This is a genomic window from Streptomyces sp. NPDC002133 (genome assembly GCF_040296405.1).
Classification (GTDB): Bacteria; Actinomycetota; Actinomycetes; order Streptomycetales; family Streptomycetaceae; genus Streptomyces.
The window spans coordinates 25,069-41,580 of sequence record NZ_JBEOXF010000065.1 but is presented as its reverse complement, the minus strand read 5'-3'; the positions used below and the strand labels follow the sequence as shown (position 1 = coordinate 41,580).

Below are 16,512 nucleotides of genomic sequence, written 5' to 3'. Positions count from 1 at the left end.
CTGCGGCGCGCGCGGTCGGCCGGCTCGGGGTACTCCGGCTCCGGCGCCACCCCGAAGACATCATTGAGCACGAACGCCGCCCGCTCGGCCGGAGAGAGAGAATCCACCGCACTGAGCAGAACCTCACTGATCTCCTCCTCCAGAGTGTTGTGGTGCTCCTCGACCGCACGGGCCTCCCCCCGGCCGGACGGGACCAGCCGGGCCAGACAGATGCCGCCGGCGACCCTCGCCAGCCAGGAACGGGGCGCCGCGATCTGCGCGCGCACCGGATCGGACAGCTCGTACCACCGCCGGTAGGTCTCATCAATGACGCCCTCGGCCTCACTCCTGCTGCCCAGCATCCAGCAGGCGACATCCAGCAGATGCCGCCGCTCATCGAGCAGCTCCGCGACCGGCACTCCATCATCGGTCTGTTCCATACGGCGTCCTCCCTCTGGCACGGCACCACACAACGCAGCCGCCCCGCAGCCATCCAGCTGACCGGTCTGTGCCCGAAGGCTGAAGCAGACCCGGCGCCTCATCGGCAGGGTGCTGCTTTCCACGCCTCGGTACTTGGGGAAGGCGGTGCGGCAGGCGACGATGAAGTCCTCGTGTATCACTTCTTTTCTCTCTCCGTGCGTTCTGACAATCAGACCGGACAGGCGTAAAACTTGTGACAATGGCCGACCAATCTCTCGAGCCACCCGAGCGAGCTGCGGCTACGCGGGGCCACGGTCCTGATCTCGGAGCTGCTCCGTCGGCGTCGACGCCTGTCGAAGCTCCACACGTGGGGCTCATGGGCACCGATCGGATGTCGGATGTACCCAGCCGAGTCGGCCCGCAGGCCGTTCGCGGGGACGGTGAAGAGCTCCTGGCCGGCGAGGTCATGGACGTGGTCCTGCTTCGATCCACTGTGTAGCGATCTCTGAAGGGCTCCGCTCGGCCGTGGATGGCCAGGTGGCAGCGGATCCGGTGGGTCATCACGCGAACGTTGGCAATGTGTCACACACGCCCCGGCCACTCGGTCTCACGATCGAGGGATCCGTGGTGTGTGTCACACGGCCCCAGGAAAGATCGCGATCCCATGCGTACGAAGAGCCTTCTGAGTACATCGATCCATGAGCAGGCAACTGACCCTCGTGCGCTTGTGTGGCGGCCAAATTGAATCCGCTTGGACGAGAAGGGAAGCGGCATCTTTCCCTTCGGTGCCGGCTGCAATCATCCGGTCTTCAGATTGTTTCACATTTCTTCAGCAAGGAGGTCTTCTGTGGATTGGCGTGAAATGGCGGCCTGTCTGGGCAGAGACCCTGATCTGTTCTTCCCCGTAGGTAACAGCAACAGTGGTGCCACACTGATGCAGATAACTGAGGCGAAGGCCGTATGTCGTCGCTGCCCCGTTGTGGAGCAGTGTCTGAACTGGGCTGTCAAGGCTGTTTCAGTGGACGGTATATGGGGCGGCACCACGGAAGTTGAACGCCGTGCCATGAGGAAACGCATGGTGCGCCGGTCCCAGAACAATGCGGCAAATGCGGCACGGTCATTACAGCGCCCCTCTGATGGACTCGATTCAGCGAAACATCATGTGCCGCAGAACTAGGAGTAGCCGTGAAGAACACGACGGAGATCGACGGTGCGAGTGTCGGGCCCAGGCTGGCAGCCCTGGGCTGTGCCGCGCTCGTGGATGCAATGGGACGAGTTCACGGTCACCGCTCACACATCTTGCCATTGGTGAGTCCTGATCCCAGTAGGTACCTGTTCGGCCCAGCCGTCACGATCTCCTACATGCCCTACCGTGATGACGTGGAACAGTCGTCAGAAACGTTCGCAGATTTCTTCTACCGGGCAGTCGGGAGCTCTCCCTCAGGGCGGGTTCTCGTGCTCTCCGGTGGTGGTTATCCGGATGTGTCACTCGGGGGAGGCACCAAGCTCTCGAGGGTAGCTAACCAGGGACTTGCGGGCGTTCTGGCAGATGGACGTCTACGGGATTTCAGTCAGCTTCGGGAGTACGGTATTTCGACGTGGTGCAGGGGCGAGTCGACCCGTTGGGGCGGCGATACGGTGATGCCTTATGCGGCTAATGGCACAGTCGAGTTCGCAGGCGTGTGCATCGTTCCTGGAGACTACATATTCTCTGACGCCTCCGGCGCAGTTGTCGTACCCTCCCGGAGCCTTCACCGAGTACTGGAAGTCGCCCATGAGATTGACGCAGAGGATTCGGGGTTCGTTCAGGAAATTCGATCCGAGAAGAACCCTCTGCTGGGCCGGCCCTGAGAAGACTGCCGACCGTCCCGGTCGTACGCGGTCAGTGCCGGCCGTACGCCCTCGTCATTCCGTGGGACAGGGCGATCCTGTTCTTCCCGGCCACCGCCGCGATCGGCGCCCTCGCCTCCCTCTGGCCAGGCCGCACGAATCCCGCTGCTGAAGGCCACCACCACAGACCCCGAATGACGGGTGGACGACCATCGACGCTGCCTCCTCGAGGCAGCCGTTGATCCTCTTCCCCGTTGGCGTGATGCGACGGCGGCCGGTGACGTGGCGATCCGGCACCGGGGATGGCGAAGCCCATGCCGAGGCTGCTCGATCGCGGTGACGCCGAGCAGCCTCGGCCATTGGGGACGTTGACACAGAGCCGGTACGCCTCGGGCAGTGGCCCAGCAACGTCTGCCGCCGCTGGAGCCGGCCCGCTCCTGAACGCCAGATGCCCTGAGTGGCACGGGGAGATCATCGGGGCTCCGTGTCGAGAGCCGCAGTCGCGGAATCGAGCTGATCACCGAAGCCGTCGACGAGGACGATGGCGCCGGGGACGTTCACCAACAACATCGCTCGGCGATCGACAGGGCCGCGCTTGGAATGCTCCCGTGGCTGGTCAGGCGAGGAGACCCGCCCCGTCAAGGTCCACGGCGGCCCGCAGGGTACGCAGCAGCGCGGCAACGGATCCGTCCTCGGCACGAAGCCCCACCTCGGCTGGGGTGACGGAGCGATCCCCGAGCCGAGAGCCGCTACCTCCGATCGCCGATACCGCGTTCACGGCTTGCGTCACCGCTCAGTCCGCGGACAGTCGGGCCACGGCATCGCCGACGGCACTGCGCAACTCGTCGAGTGCGGCAGCTGTCGCCTTGGACGACGCTTCATTCGGTGGGTTGTGGACCGGCATCCGAGACGAATTGAGCCAGCTGACGCAGACGCTGCCAGTAGCGGAGATCCTCGGTGTCGGTGAGCAACGGCAGAACCTGATCCAGGTCTGCGACGCAGTCCCTCAGGATCCTGAGACGCTGTGTGTCGAGAGTGGTGCCGTTGCTTCGCCACGTGGACACGCGCCCGGCGATGTCAGTGTCGAGCGGCACCATGTCGATACCTGCCGGCTCCGCACCGCGCAGCCCGGCGGGAAAGGGCGCGCGCAGGTGTTCCCGCCACAAGCGGGCCACAACGGCTTCGTGCTCAGTAGTTCTGTTCACGCCATTCATCATCGTGCAGCGTTCCTGGCGTTGTTCACCTGCTCAGGCGGCAATGGCAGACGAGGGCCGCGGCCATACCCACGAAGGCGAGGAAGTGCTCAGCCTTGCCTTCATATCGGTGGAGACGACGGCATCCGGCGAACCAGGACACGGTCCTCTCGACGACCCATCACCGGGCGGCCGAACCGTTGCGAGGTCTCGCTTCCCTTGCGGGTGAAGCGGTGGGTGGTGCCGAACCCGCGCAAGCATCGCGACAGGTGGGAGCAGTCGTCACCGTTGTCGGCGTGGAGCTTGCCCGGTCGGTCCGCTGGGTGATCAAGTGGATCTTTGGGATCCGTACTTGCCCCGGTCGACGGGACTCGCGCCTGTCAGGTCGCCCCTTTCAGCACGCCGATGTCCACCGAATCGATCGCGCAGCGCGACCACTCCAACTCGCCGTGGAAACCGAGCTCGTCGAGGACCAGACGGTGGAGCTTGGCCCACACCCTGACCTTCGTCCACTCGGAGAAGCGCCGATGGGCCGTCGCCCCCGACGGCCCGAACGAGGCTGACGGCAACTGCCGCCCTGTGCAGCCGACGTGGTCACGAACACGATCGCGGCCGGCACCTCCCGGTCGCCATACCGGCGTCGGCCACCATCCTGGGGCCGCGACGGCGCCTCCGGCACCACTCCCTGGAACAACTCCCACAACTCGTCGGGAACCAGCCGCTCAACGATCCCCACGACGCCCGACAACCTACCGAGTCAATCAAATGAGATGACGTCTAGGAGGCCGGGTTCTTTCGCGGTGCAATGGTGGCATTGGGCAGTGTCGGCGCGGGGAGACGATCTCCGTCGTACCCCACGACCCGGCCGAACCTGTCGGATCCGCCCTGCCAGGCGTCCCGAGCCTGGACGATGTCCTCGTGCGTGCGGCCGATGAAGTTCCACCACATGACGATTTCCTCCTGGAACGGCGGCCCGCCCAGCAGTACCACCCGCGCCTGCTGCGGGGATGCGTTGGTCAGGGTGAGCGTCGTGAGTCCGGATGCGGCGTAGCCGAGTTCGGCAGCGCTGAGGGGTGTTCCGTTCATGAGCACCCTGCCGCTGTCAACGATGACACCGTGCTCGAACTCCTCGTTGACGGGAAGATGCACCGTGGCGTCCGGCTCGATCGAAAGTTCCGCACCGAGCAGAGGAGTGAAGGTGGGAACTGGGGAAGTGTCACCCGCGAGAGAGCCAAGGAACACTCGTGCCTCGCCCCCGTCCAGGGGCACAAGGCCGGGTACGTAGTGCTGGAAGTTCCGCGCTGCATGGCGATGCGCCTGGGGGAGAGCAATCCACAGCTGCATGCCGTGCAACAGCGTGGTGCGTTGCGTCGACACCTCGGAGTGGCTGATCCCGAAGCCGCCTGTCATGAGGTTCAGTTCACCGGGCCTGACGAATGCATGGTTGCCGTGGCTGTCGCGATGCTCGATCTCGCCGCTGAACAGCCAGCTCACCGTCTGCAATCCGGTGTGTGGGTGGGGCGCCACCCTCATGCCGCCGGTCAGAGCCACATCGTCAGGGCCGTAGTGATCAGCGAAGCACCAGGCGCCGATGAGCGTTCGTGATCGCTGAGGCAATGTGCGTCGCACGGTCATGGCGCGCGGGCCCCCGAGTGGTACCTTCCGCGCGGTGAGGATCTCGATGCCCTGCTCAGGGAGGTCCTCGCTGGCATACGCCAGCTCGGCGGGGTGTGTCTCCATGTTGCTCACAGAATGCATCCTCTTCTCGTGACGTTTCGATTGAAACGGTTTGCTGACGGTAGGCCGGTTGGGCAGAGGGCCGAATGGATGCGAGAGCCGACTCCGCGTGACGTTCTCAGCTGCGGCTCTCCAGGCCGAAGTGTCACGGTCGGTGGGGACCATCTCCCCTATGACATGCCCGGCTCTCTGAGGGAGCGGCAGGGGCATCAGCTCCGGCGACGGCACTGCGGCCGAAACACTGTGTGCAGGCTCGGCTCACCGATCACACCTCTACACCATACATGTGATGGGGAGACCACTCATCACGATGTGTCACACCTTCACTGGGTGACCGGTCATAAGAGGGACAGCAGTTCACGAACCCTGCCCTAGGAGTACAAGCGTGAACAAGTCAATCCTCGAGCTTGGCGCCCAGGATCCCGGCTGCAGTGCACCAGGTCGCCTGCGCCCTCCTTGAGATACAGCTGTCGGGGGACGTAGGTACGAGCGAGTCAACTCCCCGTTCTCCTCCATCGCGGAGGGAGTAATGGCCTACACGCTGGGGGGCACCTTCGCGCCGTGTCGGCCTGTCGTGTGCACACAACGACATGCGGTGAATCGAAAAGGTGTCATAGAGCCTGTCGCTCGAGGCCGTGCGAGGATGCGGGATTCCCGAGCCCTGCTGCACCGGTCTGAAATTCTCGCACGCGATCGTGGACTCAAATTGAGGCCGAAGAATCAGGGCCTGCAAAGTCGTTGAGACGCGCGGGAGTGATTCAGGAATGAGTGGTTAAAGATGGGCAATGCGACCCAACCGGCCGATTCGCAGCAAGGGCGCAGGGGGGAAAAGGTAGCCGATTGGGCCGATGGCCGATTGGGTTCCTACAGCCTGGCCAAGGCCACTGTGCGAAGGGTGTTCCCGGGCCACTGGTCTTTCATGCTGGGGGAAATCTGTCTCTACAGTTTCATCATACTCATCCTCACGGGTGTGTACCTGACCTTCTACTTCCACCCGTCATCGGAGCTACTGCAATACCGGGGGAGCTATGGTCCCTTGCAGGGTCAACTGGTGTCGGAAGCATTCAACTCGACCATGCACATCTCCTTCGATGTCCGCGGCGGTCTGCTCATCCGACAGGCCCACCACTGGTCAGCATTGATCTTCGTCGCCGGTGTTTTCGTGCACATGATGCGTGTCTTCTTCACGGGTGCATTCCGCAAGCCGCGTGAGCTCAACTGGGTGTTCGGCTTCCTACTGCTGATCCTGGGCATGTTCGGGGGCTTGACCGGATACGACCTACCAGACGATCTTCTTTCTGGCACTGGGCTTGCCGTTGTGAACGGAACAATCCTCTCTGTGCCCGTTGTCGGCACCTATCTATCAATGTTCCTTTTTGGCGGCGATTTCCCAGGGAATGACCTGGTGGCGCGCTTCAACACCATTCACGTGCTGCTGATCCCTGCCCTGATGGTGGCACTGATTGTCGTCCACCTGGCCTTGTCCGTCTACCACAGGCACATGCAGTACCCCGGGCCTGGACGCTCGAACAAGAACGTCGTCGGCTTGCCGCTTCGGGTGTACGCTGTGAAATCGGCTGGATATTTCTTCCTGGTCGCCGGTGTCATCTTCTTCATCGCGGCGATCGCGCAGATAAACCCCATCTGGAAGTACGGTCCTTATCGCGCCGATCAGGTTTCGGCAGGGTCGCAGCCCGACTGGTACATGGGCGTGGCTGACGGTCTACTACGCGTCATGCCCGGCTGGGAGGTCAACTTCTGGGGTCATACCCTTGCCCTCGATAACCTGATCCCGCTGTTGGTGGGCACCGGCCTCTTCCTGGCACTGGGTGCTTACCCCTTTGTCGAGTCTTGGGTCACTGGTGATGATCGCGATCATCACCTCCTCGACAGACCACGCAACCGGCCGGTGCGCACGGGGCTCGGTGCCGCGTGGCTGAGTGTGTACCTCGTGGCGTTGCTCGGCGCGGCGAACGATCTGATCGCCATCCAACTTCATGTCTCGGTCAACGCAGTGACGTGGGCGGTTCGCATCGGTCTCTTCGTTGTGCCTGTGGTTGTCTACGTCGTAGCGAAGCGCTGGGCTCTCGGCCTCCAGCGGCGCGACCGCGACAAAGTACTGCACGGCCGCGAGACCGGCGTCGTCAGACGTCTGCCGCACGGTGAGTTCATTGAGGTGCACGAACCGCTCAGCCAAGAACGACTGCACACCCTGACGGCGCACGAGCAGTACAAGCCCCTCGCTCCCGTTCCGGCGGGAAGCGAGGCGAGCGTGAAGGGCAGGCCCACTCGGGCTCAGCGGCTGCGGGCGAGGCTCAGCCGGACCTTTTACGGGGAGGGCACGCAGGTCCCAAAACCCACCGTCCAAGAGTACAAAGAGATCACCAGTCGGCACCGACGGTGACATCCCGCGGTCACACGGTGTGTCCGGTGTCTTGACGCCCATTCGTCCTGTGCGGTTCTGCATTCGAGCGGGTGGGACGGCACCTGCCGGCAGGGAGGGCGGACGATAGTGATGAGGTCTGCGGCCAAGCTCTTGTGCGGTGACGACTCCCGGCCCGGCGGATGCGCGTGAGCGTCCCCCGGCCGGGGCTGACAGATATACTTGACGATCCTGAGCCAGCCAGGCAGTGGGTCAGACCCCGCCGGGGAACGCCCACGGACGTCCTCACTGTCAGGCTTTGAGCCGTAGGCGAGGCGTTCGGGGCGATAGCTGGGGATGTGGCGCTGGTCGTGGCAGCTTCATCAGGCGTCGAAGTCTGATCACGTTGAGCGGTGGTGGAGAAAGCGTGCTGGATGCCAGCTTTCGGTAGTCCGCCGTAGCGGGCCTGGCGGATGCCGGTGATGTCGAAGGCCTGGTTGATCGTGCCTTCGACGCCGACGCGCAGGGGGGATCGGTCTTCCAGGTCTCCGTCTTCCGCTCGGCACGGGCTCGAGCGAGGGCTACTGCGGGTTCTCGGGGCCGCAGGGTGAGCATGCGGCGTTCCTTGGTGGAGCTGGTGCCCCGCTCGTGGAAGAGGCAGGAGCGGCAGTTGAGGACGCTGAAAGTGATGCTGTTGGCGCCGGTGCCGTGCTGGGTGACGGGGTTCCGGTGCGCGCTGGTCTCGTCGGCGGGACAACGGACCTGCCGGGTCTTCCAGTCGATGGTGAGTTCCGAGCCCGAGTGCCGTACTTGCTGTCCCGCCGACCTGCTGACGTCCCGAGGCTCGCCAGGCTCAGCTCAGCGAGAGCACAATCGTGCTCGCCTTCGCTAGCTGTTCGCCGCACGCACAGCCGCGAGGAACTCGTTGACCTCGAACGTGGCGTGGGAGATCGCCGGGTATCGCTTCACCATCGCGTCGTACGCCTCCGGTCCGGCGTCCGAGGCGGTGGCGTCGGTGAAGGTGGTGACGTGGTAGCCGCGTTCCATGCAGCTGCGGGCGGTCGATTCCACGCACATGGTGCCGATCATGCCGGCGATGGCGATGTACTCGACGTTGTGCTGTCGCAACTGGATGTCCAGATCCGTGGTGGCCAGGACGTCGATGTTCTTGTGCGGAGCGATGACGATCTCGCCCTCGGCGGGGGAGAGATCGGGGTGGAACTGGGCGCCCCAGCTTCCTTCCTGGAACATCCTGTTCTCGAATATCACACGATGGATGCCCGCGGGATGCTTCCAGGTGGTGTAGTCCTCCTCCGTGTACGACATGGGCGCGAAGAACACAGGCAGGCCCTGCTCACGGGCGCCCGCGAGCAGTCGCTTGAGGTTCTCGAAGGTGCCGATCCGGTCGAACTCCGCTTTGTAGAACGGGTATCCCTTGCCGTTCTCGTCGAACACCTCGTTGGTCGTGTCGATGAGGAGCAGGCCGACCCGGCCCGGCTCATACGGTGTGGCGGACATAGAAACCTCCGGTGTACGAGCGACGTGATTCTTGCGAAGTGAGTGAATGTTTGTCGTGCAAAATACTGAGCGTCACAGCAGGGGGCACCGGGAACAAAGACGTCTGTAGGTGACGGCGTTTGGCGTCGCCCGACACCGGCGGCGGCGCTGAGCCGGACTCGCCGCTGGCGATGGCGAGAAGCGAGCCGTTGAATTCGGATGGCCGCCATTCTTCTCTTGGTGACGGCTAGGAATGGCGCGCCGATCCACGACGGGGTGGTGCCGTACGAATCGGTCGCCGGGGCTGGCCCCACGTGCCTTCCCCGGGCTCACTGTCCGTCCGAAGGGGAGGGTGGGAGCCCTGAGGAATGGCGGACGGGGCAGCCCATCAGACAAGCTGTCCCGCCCGTCGTGCCCGTGCTCACGACACCGTCCGCCTGGGGCTGATTCAGCGCGCTGCCTGCGCTGCCTCATTGATCAGGCGCGCGACGTCGCCGGGGTGCGACACGCTGACGGCGTGGGACGCGGCGACCTCCACGATCGTGGCCTTGGCGCGCTCGGCCATGAAGGTCTGCGTCTGCGCGGGAATGTTCAGGTCCTGCGTGGCTACCAGGACCCAGGACGGGATCTCCTTCCACGCGGGCGCGGAGGAACTCTCCTCGAGGGCGGCGTTGGTCACGGGTCGCTGGGTGGCGGCCATGATCGCCGTCGTCTTCTCGGGGACGTCGGCTGCGAACTGGCGGTGGAACTTGGTCTTCTCGATGTAGAGGTCTGCGACCTGGCTTCCGTCGGGCAGCGTGATCGGCACGGGGCGCAGGGCCTCACCCAGGGTGCTGCCGGGGAACTTGCCCGCCAGCTGGACTGCGCTCTCGCCCTCTTCGGGCAGGAACGCGGCGACGAAAACGAGCGCCTTGACGTTCTCGAGACCGTGTGCGGCGTTGCTGATGACAGCGCCGCCGTAGGAGTGGCCGGCGAGGACGACGGGGCCGTCGATGCTTGCCACCAGCTGCTTGACGTAAGCGGCGTCGCTGCTCAGGCCGCGCAGCGGGTTGCTGGCGGCCACCACCGAGTAGTCGTGCTCCTGCAGCCTCTCGACGACGCCGTTCCAGCTGGAAGAGTCTGCGAACGCGCCGTGCACGAGAACGACGGTCGGGTGCTGTGCGGTCATGGGGAGATCTTTCTTTCTCAGAGTGGGTACGCGCTTCATCGGGCGTACGGATGTTTCGTCTGGCTCAAGCCGTCTCGTTTCCGGCCGATCGCTCAACGACGCCCCGGTGGTTCCACGGCTTTCTGTTTCTTTCCGACCACGAACGGCCGGGGGCGTGATCGGCTTCTTCGCCCGATCGCTTCCCGCATCTCACGGCCTCGGTGAGACCTGGCGTGCCGCTGCTTTGTCGCGGAGCGGGCGGTGCTGCGCGGGGAGTTCTCGGGGAATCGCCGGAAGGTGGTGCGTCAGTTGGTGCCGAGAGCCTTGCGGAGGACGTGGACGGCCTGCTCGACGGCGACGGTGGCCGCCTGGGTGGACCTCACCGGGTTCAGCATCATGAAGTCGTGCAGGGTGCCGTTGTAGCGGACGCTCGTGGTCGGCACGCCGGCCTGGGTGAGCTTGCGGGCGTAGGCCTCGCCCTCGTCGCGCAGCACGTCGTTCTCGTCGACGGCGATGAAGGCCGGCGGCAGGCCCTCGAGCTCATCGAGGCTGGCACGCAGCGGCGAGGCGGTGACCTGGGCGCGCTGGGAGGGGTCGGTGGTGTACGCGTTCCAGAACCACTCCATGGCCTTCGCCGTCAGGTGCGGACCATGGGCGAACTCGCGGTAGCTCCCGGTGTCCTGGGCGGCGTCGGTGACGGGGTAGTACAGCGACTGGTGGAGGAAGGTCACGTCGCCGCGCTGCTTGGCCATGTGGGTGAGCGCCGCGGCCATGTTGCCGCCGACGGAGTCACCGGCCACGACCAGACGGGAGGCGTCCAGGCCTTCGTCGGCGCCCTTGGTGGTGATCCACTGAGCGGTGGCGTAGGCCTGCTCGATGGCAACCGGGTACTTGGCCTCCGGGGAGCGGTCGTATTCGACGAAGACCAGGGCGGCCCTGGCGCCGACGGTCAGCTCGCGCACCAGGCGGTCGTGGGTGTCGGCGTTGCCCAGAATCCAGCCACCGCCGTGCACGTACAGGATGACCGGCAGGATGCCCTCGGTGCCGACAGGCTTCAGGATGCGTACCTTCACGTCGCCGACCTCGGCCGGCACGGTAATCCACTTCTCGTCCACATCGAGCTTTTCGATGGGCTCGGACTGCACGTCGTCGAGAAGCTTGCGGGCACCCTCGACACCAAGCTCGTACAGCAGCGGCGGCTTCGCCGTCGCGTCCGCGAAGGCCTGGGCGGCAGGCTCAAGAACGAAATCGCTCATGGCGCAACTCCTTTGGATCGGGGAGGTTGGCTGCTTCAAAGCTCAAGACCGATGAGTTCGTCAACGTGTGACACGTCACGGGAAAAGGACCGCGGTGAGCCAGGAGTCAACCGGGGTGTCACCTCAGCGGGGCGAGATCCGCGTTGCCGGGTCAGCAAAGCACTCCTAACACTGGCGTTTTCTCAGCGAAACGATCTAGGCCATTCCGTTTGCATCACCGGGCGGACAGAGAAGGGATGCCCACGATGTGAAGTCCAGTCAGGTAGATGGTCGCGGTCTTCTCGTAGCGGGTGGCGATGCCCCGCCACTGTTTCAGGCGGTCGATGCAGCGTTCCACGGTGTTGTGCTGCTTGTACGCCTCGCGGTCGAAGGCGGACGGCCTGCCGCCCCGGCTGCCGCGCCGCAGGCGGTGGCCGCGTTGATCGGCCGGAACGGGGATATCGGCCTGGATACCGTTCGTGCGAAGGTGCTCACGGATCGCGTGGGTGGAGTACGCCTTATCGGCCAGGACCACGTCTGGCCTGATGCGGGGCCGTCCCCGCCGTCGAGGAACGCGCAGGGAGGCCATTACGTGGGCGAAGGCGGGCGCGTTGCCGGCCTGTCCGGCAGTGAGAACGAAGGCCAGTGGCCGACAGTGGGCATCGGAGGCAAGGTGGATCTTCGTGGTCAGTCCGCCGCGGGACCGACCGATGGCATGGTCTGCCGGTTCGCCTGCTGGGGCCAATTTCTGCGGGCCCCGTGCGGCGGGGATCTGCTCCGCCTGGGCGGGGCGGGACCAGGCGGTCGGCGAGGATCTGCTTACCGGCGACGGCGGTGACCAGTTCCTGGGCGTCACCCGCGAGGGTTGCCCACCTCGGTCAAAGCGTGAGGGCGGGCCGTTGTCATGAGGTGCGGGAGCCTACCTACCGGAATGCCGGGAGCGCGGCGACGTCCTTCGCCGCGCCGTCCACGTCGTCGCCCGCACCGACAAACGTGCCCACACTGCCTGATCAGTGAGCCCGACAACCTGCTCGGGCCTGCCTGATCACGAACTTCTGCTGCAGCGAAGGCCATTGTCCACCGGCGTCGCCGTGTCACTGAAGACAGCTGCTCGTGCAGGACGCGGATGCGCCTGTGGTCCGCACCTTCAGCGCACATCCCGTCACACGGTCGAGCTATTCTGTCCGGTCTCCGCCTGGGCGTTCTCCTTTGGTGGCGGCACTGGAGGCAACTGCTGAACGGCGGATCTGGTGCAGCGCGTTGGACAAGGCTCTTATTTGCTCGTCGAGCTCTGCGAGTGCTCGGCGAAGCTCGGTGACATGCGTCTCGAGCTCGGTGGCTTCGGCGGTCAGCGACTCCACGGTGGCCGTGACAGCGAGTCGGTTCTCAGATGTTGGGGTCATCACGCGTCCTACTTCGGCAGGGGCCGGAAGAAATCTGGCCGGCACATCGGCCGCCCATGAGGGGATGTCTGATGTGCCGACGAGCGTCCCATCGTCAGGCAGCTTCCGCCTGGTTCATCTGCACTGCCGATATGTCGAGGATCAACTTCACCTTGTCGCTGAGCAGGACGCCCCCTGTGTCGAGCGCCGTGTTCCAGGCGAGCCCCCAGTCGGAACGCTGCAGGGTGGCTGTGCCCTCGAAGCCGATACGGATCTTCCCGTAGGAGTCCCGGTTGGTCCCACCGAACTCGAGGTCGATGATGATCGGCAGTTCGACGTCCTTGATCCTCAGGTCCCCGGACATGCGGAACCGTTCGTCATCGGTGGGGAGGATCCCGGTGGAGCGGAAGGTCATCAGCGGGAACAACGCGGAATCGAAAAAGTCCGGGCCGGTGACATGCGCATCCCGGTCGCGCACACCTGTGTCCAGACTGCCGGTCTGGACACTCACATATGCCTCGGACCGAGTGGGATGGTATCCGTCGAGCTTGAGAACCCCTTCGAAGTCGGTGAACGTGCCGCGCACATTCGTGACCATGGCGTGCCGGACGGCGAAGCCGATCGTGCTGTGGGCGGGGTCGATGGTGTAGACCCCGGTCAGCTCTTCATAGGGGTTGGAGTCGGACAGAGTGGCTTCCCTGCGGTTCTTGAGCATGGCGAGCCGCTTCCTTCGTGCTGTGGATGTGAGGTGGACAGATGCCGGCACAGCTGTCGGGAACCGCAGTTGAATCCAGGGTTCCTGCTCGCACTGAAGCCGTGCCGGCCATCGGCATCGAAACCTCGAGGCATCTGACCCGCTGTGCGCAAGCGGCAGAGTGAGCCCTCGGCCGAGGGCGCGGTGGTGGCCCTGCCGGTGGGCAGGGCCACCCGGAGGACTTACCGCTGCTGGGCGAGCCAGTCGCTGAAGCGCGTCTGAGCGATGTGCGCGTCGGGGCCGGGAAGGAGGCTGGTCGCCTCGAGCTCGGAACCGAAGTACCGGCCGTGGGGGTCCTCCACGACGGTACGAGGGTCGTTCTGGGCGGCGAGGCCCATGCGGATGAACTCGTCGAACTGGAAAGCCTCGGGACCGGCGACCTCCACCACACCGTCGAGGGGCGTGCCGGCGGCGGTGCGGGCCACGGCGGTGGCCACGTCGTCGGAGTACATGGGCTGGATCTTCGCGGCGGGGACACGCACGATGTCGCCCTCGGTCCCTGCGTCCGCGATGCCCTTCATGAACTCGAAGAACTGCGTGGCGTGGACGATGGAGTACGAGATCCCCGACGCCTTGATGAGCTCCTCCTGCGCCACCTTGGCGCGGAAGTAGCCGCTCTCCTCGAGCCGGTCGGTGCCGACGATGGAGAGCGCGACATGGTGGGTCACACCGGCCTCCGCCTCCGCCTTCAGAAGGTTGGTGGTCGAGGTGCGGAAGAACTCCATGACGGCGTCGTCCTCGAACGAGGGGGAGTTCGACACGTCGACCACGACGGAAGCACCCTGCAGGACCTCCGCCAGGCCCTCACCCGTCAGTGTGTTGACGCCGGTGTTGGGCGCGGCCGGTACCGCCTCGTGGCCGTGCTCGTTGAGCTTGCTGACCACCTTCGTGCCGATGAGGCCGGTTCCGCCGATCACTACAACCTTCATACTTCGGATCCTTTCGGAGGTACTTCATGTGCAGCGGACGCCATCAGATGAGCTGCTCGCCGCCGGCGGTCAGTGTTGTCTGCAAGGGATGACAGGACGGTGATTGTGTTTGTGACAGGGCGCCCGGGTGGGTTCGGAGATTCTTCTGAACGAAGAGGGCGAGCCCCGGCTGGCGCCACGTTGTTGCTCCGTGGCGCCACCCCGTGAAACCACGCAAGTGCGCCTGCAAAGAGCCGCCCTTGCAGGCAAACCGGGCAGGTTACTCGACGAGCTTTCCTTCGGTCGAGACGTCTGCCATCAGAGCGGAAATCTCGTCCGGGATGGGCGGAATGTTTTCGTGGGTGATCCCTGTGCTGGGGGACCACACGAGGTTGACCTGCAGTGCGGGGTCCATGTCCGGGTAGTCGCTGCGGTTGTGGCAGCCGCGGGTCTCACGGCGCTCGAGTGCAGCTTCGAGCGTGGCGCGGGCGGACAGGGCGGCGGACTTGAGATCGAAGGCGTGCGCGAGATCCTGGTAGCCGGCGATGTCGGGATGGACACCGACGGCCTCCATCCGCTTCTCGATCGCAGCGAGCTCCGTCAGACCGGCGCGCAGCCCTTCCTCGTCGCGTACGACGCCCGCGTGCTCGGTCATGGTGTTGCGGATGGCGCGCTGCAGTGCGCGGACGTTCTCCGGCCCGTCCGCGGCGAGCAGGTCGTCGACCTCCGCACGGGCCTCGGCCACCGCCGATGCCGACCGGGGTTGTGCAGCCAGCGACTCCGAGTAGGCGGCGGCTGCCCGTGCGGTTATGCGGCCGTAGACCAGCAGCTCGATGAGGCTGTTGCCGCCGAGGCGGTTGGCGCCGTGCAGCCCGCTCGCCGCCTCACCGATGGCATAGAGGCCGCGGACGTCGGTGCTGTGGTCCTCGGGCCGGACCCAGACCCCGCCCATCGAGTAGTGCGCCGTGGGCGCGACCTCGATCGGCTCGCGGGTGATGTCCAGCATCTGCAGGTCCAGCAGCGTCTGATAGACCCGGGGGAGCCGGGCCATGATCGTCTGCCGGGGGAGGTGGGAGACGTCGAGCCACACCCCGCCCTTGGGTGTGCCCCGTCCTTCCTTGATTTCCGTGTAGGAGGCGAGGGCCACACGGTCGCGGGTGGAGAGTTCCATACGCTCGGGGTCGTAGCGGACCATGAACCGCTCGCCGAGCCCGTTGCGCAGGATGCCGCCCTCGCCGCGTGCGGCTTCGCTGACGAGGGTGCCGGCCGCGTTCTCCGGCTCGATGATTCCCGAGGGGTGGAACTGGACCAGCTCCGGGTCGCGCAGACGGGCCCCCGCCTCGACGGCCAGCCGGAACGAGTCACCGGTGTTCTCGTCGCGTCGTGAGGAGGTGCGGCGCCAGATGCGGGTGTGGCCGCCGGCCGCGAGGATGACGGCGTCGGCGTGGATGAGGTAGCGCGTTCCGCTGTTGAGGTCGAAGCCGTAGGCCCCGAACACGGCACCGTCGTGGACCAGGAGCCGGGTGATGTACAGGCTGTCGAGCACGGGAATGTCGAGCTGGCCTGCGCGCCTGATGAGCGTGCGCTGGATCTCCAGACCGGTGTAGTCGCCGGCGAAGGCGGTGCGGCGGAACTTGTGCGCGCCGAAGAACCGCTGGGAGATACGGCCGTCCGTCTCCCTGGCGAAGGCCATGCCGTAGCGCTCCAGATCGTCGATGCCCAGGGCGGCGCCCTGGGTGACGATCTCGGCGGTGCGGGGATCGCCGAGCAGGTAGCTCTCCTTGAGGGTGTCCGCGGCATGCTGCTGCCAGCTGTCCTCGGGGTCCATCGTGGCCAGGGCTGCGTTGATTCCCCCGGCAGCGAGAGCCGTGTGGGCATCCTCCTTGGGGCGCTTGCCGACGGCGAGGACGTCGATACCGGCCTCGGCCAGCTCGATCGCTGCCCGCAGGCCGGATCCGCCGGTACCGATCACCAGCACCATGGTGGAAATGCGTTGTTCGGTGATAGCCACGATTACTCCGATCGACTTGTTCGTCATGAGTACGACCAGGCGATCGAGATATTTGTG

Annotated in this window: 11 protein-coding genes and 3 pseudogenes; 3 read left to right on the top strand and 11 right to left on the bottom strand. The window is 65.2% G+C overall.

The window, feature by feature from the left end; translation table 11 throughout:
• A pseudogene (locus ABT078_RS36030) lies at positions 1 to 419 on the bottom strand (sigma-70 family RNA polymerase sigma factor family protein); the annotation flags it as partial.
• Between the two features lie 827 nt (positions 420 to 1,246).
• Between ABT078_RS36030 and ABT078_RS36025 the strand changes: the two are divergent.
• A complete protein-coding gene (locus ABT078_RS36025) occupies positions 1,247 to 1,576 on the top strand; it encodes a WhiB family transcriptional regulator (RefSeq protein WP_351235447.1) in 330 nt (109 codons plus the stop codon).
• Between the two features lie 8 nt (positions 1,577 to 1,584).
• On the top strand, positions 1,585 to 2,250 hold the full coding sequence (locus tag ABT078_RS36020; protein ID WP_351235441.1) for an RraA family protein: 666 nt from the start codon (positions 1,585 to 1,587) through the stop codon (positions 2,248 to 2,250).
• An 857-nt stretch (positions 2,251 to 3,107) separates the two neighbouring features.
• Here ABT078_RS36020 and ABT078_RS36015 read toward each other — a convergent pair.
• The 3 genes and pseudogenes from ABT078_RS36015 to ABT078_RS36005 form a co-directional block, all read right to left on the bottom strand.
• A complete protein-coding gene (locus ABT078_RS36015) occupies positions 3,108 to 3,446 on the bottom strand; it encodes a hypothetical protein (protein ID WP_351235439.1) in 339 nt (112 codons plus the stop codon).
• Positions 3,447 to 3,468: 22 nt separating this feature from the next.
• Positions 3,469 to 4,158 (bottom strand): annotated as a pseudogene (locus tag ABT078_RS36010) (transposase).
• A 41-nt stretch (positions 4,159 to 4,199) separates the two neighbouring features.
• Entirely contained in the window at positions 4,200 to 5,171 is a 972-nt protein-coding gene (locus ABT078_RS36005; RefSeq protein WP_351235445.1) for a pirin family protein, read from the bottom strand.
• Between the two features lie 766 nt (positions 5,172 to 5,937).
• On the opposite strand from ABT078_RS36005, the gene qcrB reads away from it, so the two are divergent.
• Entirely contained in the window at positions 5,938 to 7,563 is a 1,626-nt protein-coding gene (qcrB, locus tag ABT078_RS36000) for a cytochrome bc1 complex cytochrome b subunit (protein WP_351235437.1), read from the top strand.
• A gap of 846 nt (positions 7,564 to 8,409) precedes the next feature.
• Here qcrB and ABT078_RS35995 read toward each other — a convergent pair.
• From ABT078_RS35995 to ABT078_RS35965, 7 genes and pseudogenes are all read right to left on the bottom strand, one after another.
• Positions 8,410 to 9,039, bottom strand: coding sequence for a cysteine hydrolase family protein (locus tag ABT078_RS35995; RefSeq protein WP_351235435.1), 630 nt, complete (start codon positions 9,037 to 9,039; stop codon positions 8,410 to 8,412).
• A 427-nt stretch (positions 9,040 to 9,466) separates the two neighbouring features.
• Positions 9,467 to 10,186, bottom strand: coding sequence for an alpha/beta fold hydrolase (locus tag ABT078_RS35990; RefSeq protein ID WP_351235433.1), 720 nt, complete (start codon positions 10,184 to 10,186; stop codon positions 9,467 to 9,469).
• A gap of 284 nt (positions 10,187 to 10,470) precedes the next feature.
• Positions 10,471 to 11,421 carry an alpha/beta hydrolase gene (locus ABT078_RS35985; RefSeq protein WP_351235431.1) on the bottom strand — a complete coding sequence of 317 codons (951 nt, stop codon included), beginning with the start codon at positions 11,419 to 11,421 and terminating at the stop codon, positions 10,471 to 10,473.
• Between the two features lie 214 nt (positions 11,422 to 11,635).
• A pseudogene (locus ABT078_RS35980) lies at positions 11,636 to 12,130 on the bottom strand (IS5 family transposase); the annotation flags it as partial.
• 767 nt (positions 12,131 to 12,897) lie between these two features.
• The gene (locus ABT078_RS35975) at positions 12,898 to 13,497 is read right to left on the bottom strand and encodes a YceI family protein (RefSeq protein ID WP_351235430.1); all 600 of its coding nucleotides are present in this window, start codon (positions 13,495 to 13,497) and stop codon (positions 12,898 to 12,900) included.
• A gap of 221 nt (positions 13,498 to 13,718) precedes the next feature.
• Positions 13,719 to 14,465, bottom strand: a complete 747-nt coding sequence (locus tag ABT078_RS35970) for an SDR family oxidoreductase (RefSeq protein WP_351235428.1) — start codon at positions 14,463 to 14,465, stop codon at positions 13,719 to 13,721.
• A gap of 259 nt (positions 14,466 to 14,724) precedes the next feature.
• A complete protein-coding gene (locus ABT078_RS35965) occupies positions 14,725 to 16,425 on the bottom strand; it encodes an L-aspartate oxidase (protein ID WP_351235443.1) in 1,701 nt (566 codons plus the stop codon).
• Positions 16,426 to 16,512 lie beyond the last annotated feature (87 nt).

Excerpts from the sequence above, each read along its gene's own strand:
- ABT078_RS36015 (WP_351235439.1), bottom strand. The coding sequence starts at position 3,446 with ATGATGAATGGCGTGAACAGAACTACTGAGCACGAAGCCGTTGTGGCC.
- qcrB (WP_351235437.1), top strand. The coding sequence starts at position 5,938 with ATGGGCAATGCGACCCAACCGGCCGATTCGCAGCAAGGGCGCAGGGGG.
- ABT078_RS35995 (WP_351235435.1), bottom strand. The coding sequence starts at position 9,039 with ATGTCCGCCACACCGTATGAGCCGGGCCGGGTCGGCCTGCTCCTCATC.
- ABT078_RS35990 (WP_351235433.1), bottom strand. The coding sequence starts at position 10,186 with ATGACCGCACAGCACCCGACCGTCGTTCTCGTGCACGGCGCGTTCGCA.
- ABT078_RS35985 (WP_351235431.1), bottom strand. The coding sequence starts at position 11,421 with ATGAGCGATTTCGTTCTTGAGCCTGCCGCCCAGGCCTTCGCGGACGCG.
- ABT078_RS35975 (WP_351235430.1), bottom strand. The coding sequence starts at position 13,497 with ATGCTCAAGAACCGCAGGGAAGCCACTCTGTCCGACTCCAACCCCTAT.
- ABT078_RS35970 (WP_351235428.1), bottom strand. The coding sequence starts at position 14,465 with ATGAAGGTTGTAGTGATCGGCGGAACCGGCCTCATCGGCACGAAGGTG.
- ABT078_RS35965 (WP_351235443.1), bottom strand. The coding sequence starts at position 16,425 with ATGGTGCTGGTGATCGGTACCGGCGGATCCGGCCTGCGGGCAGCGATC.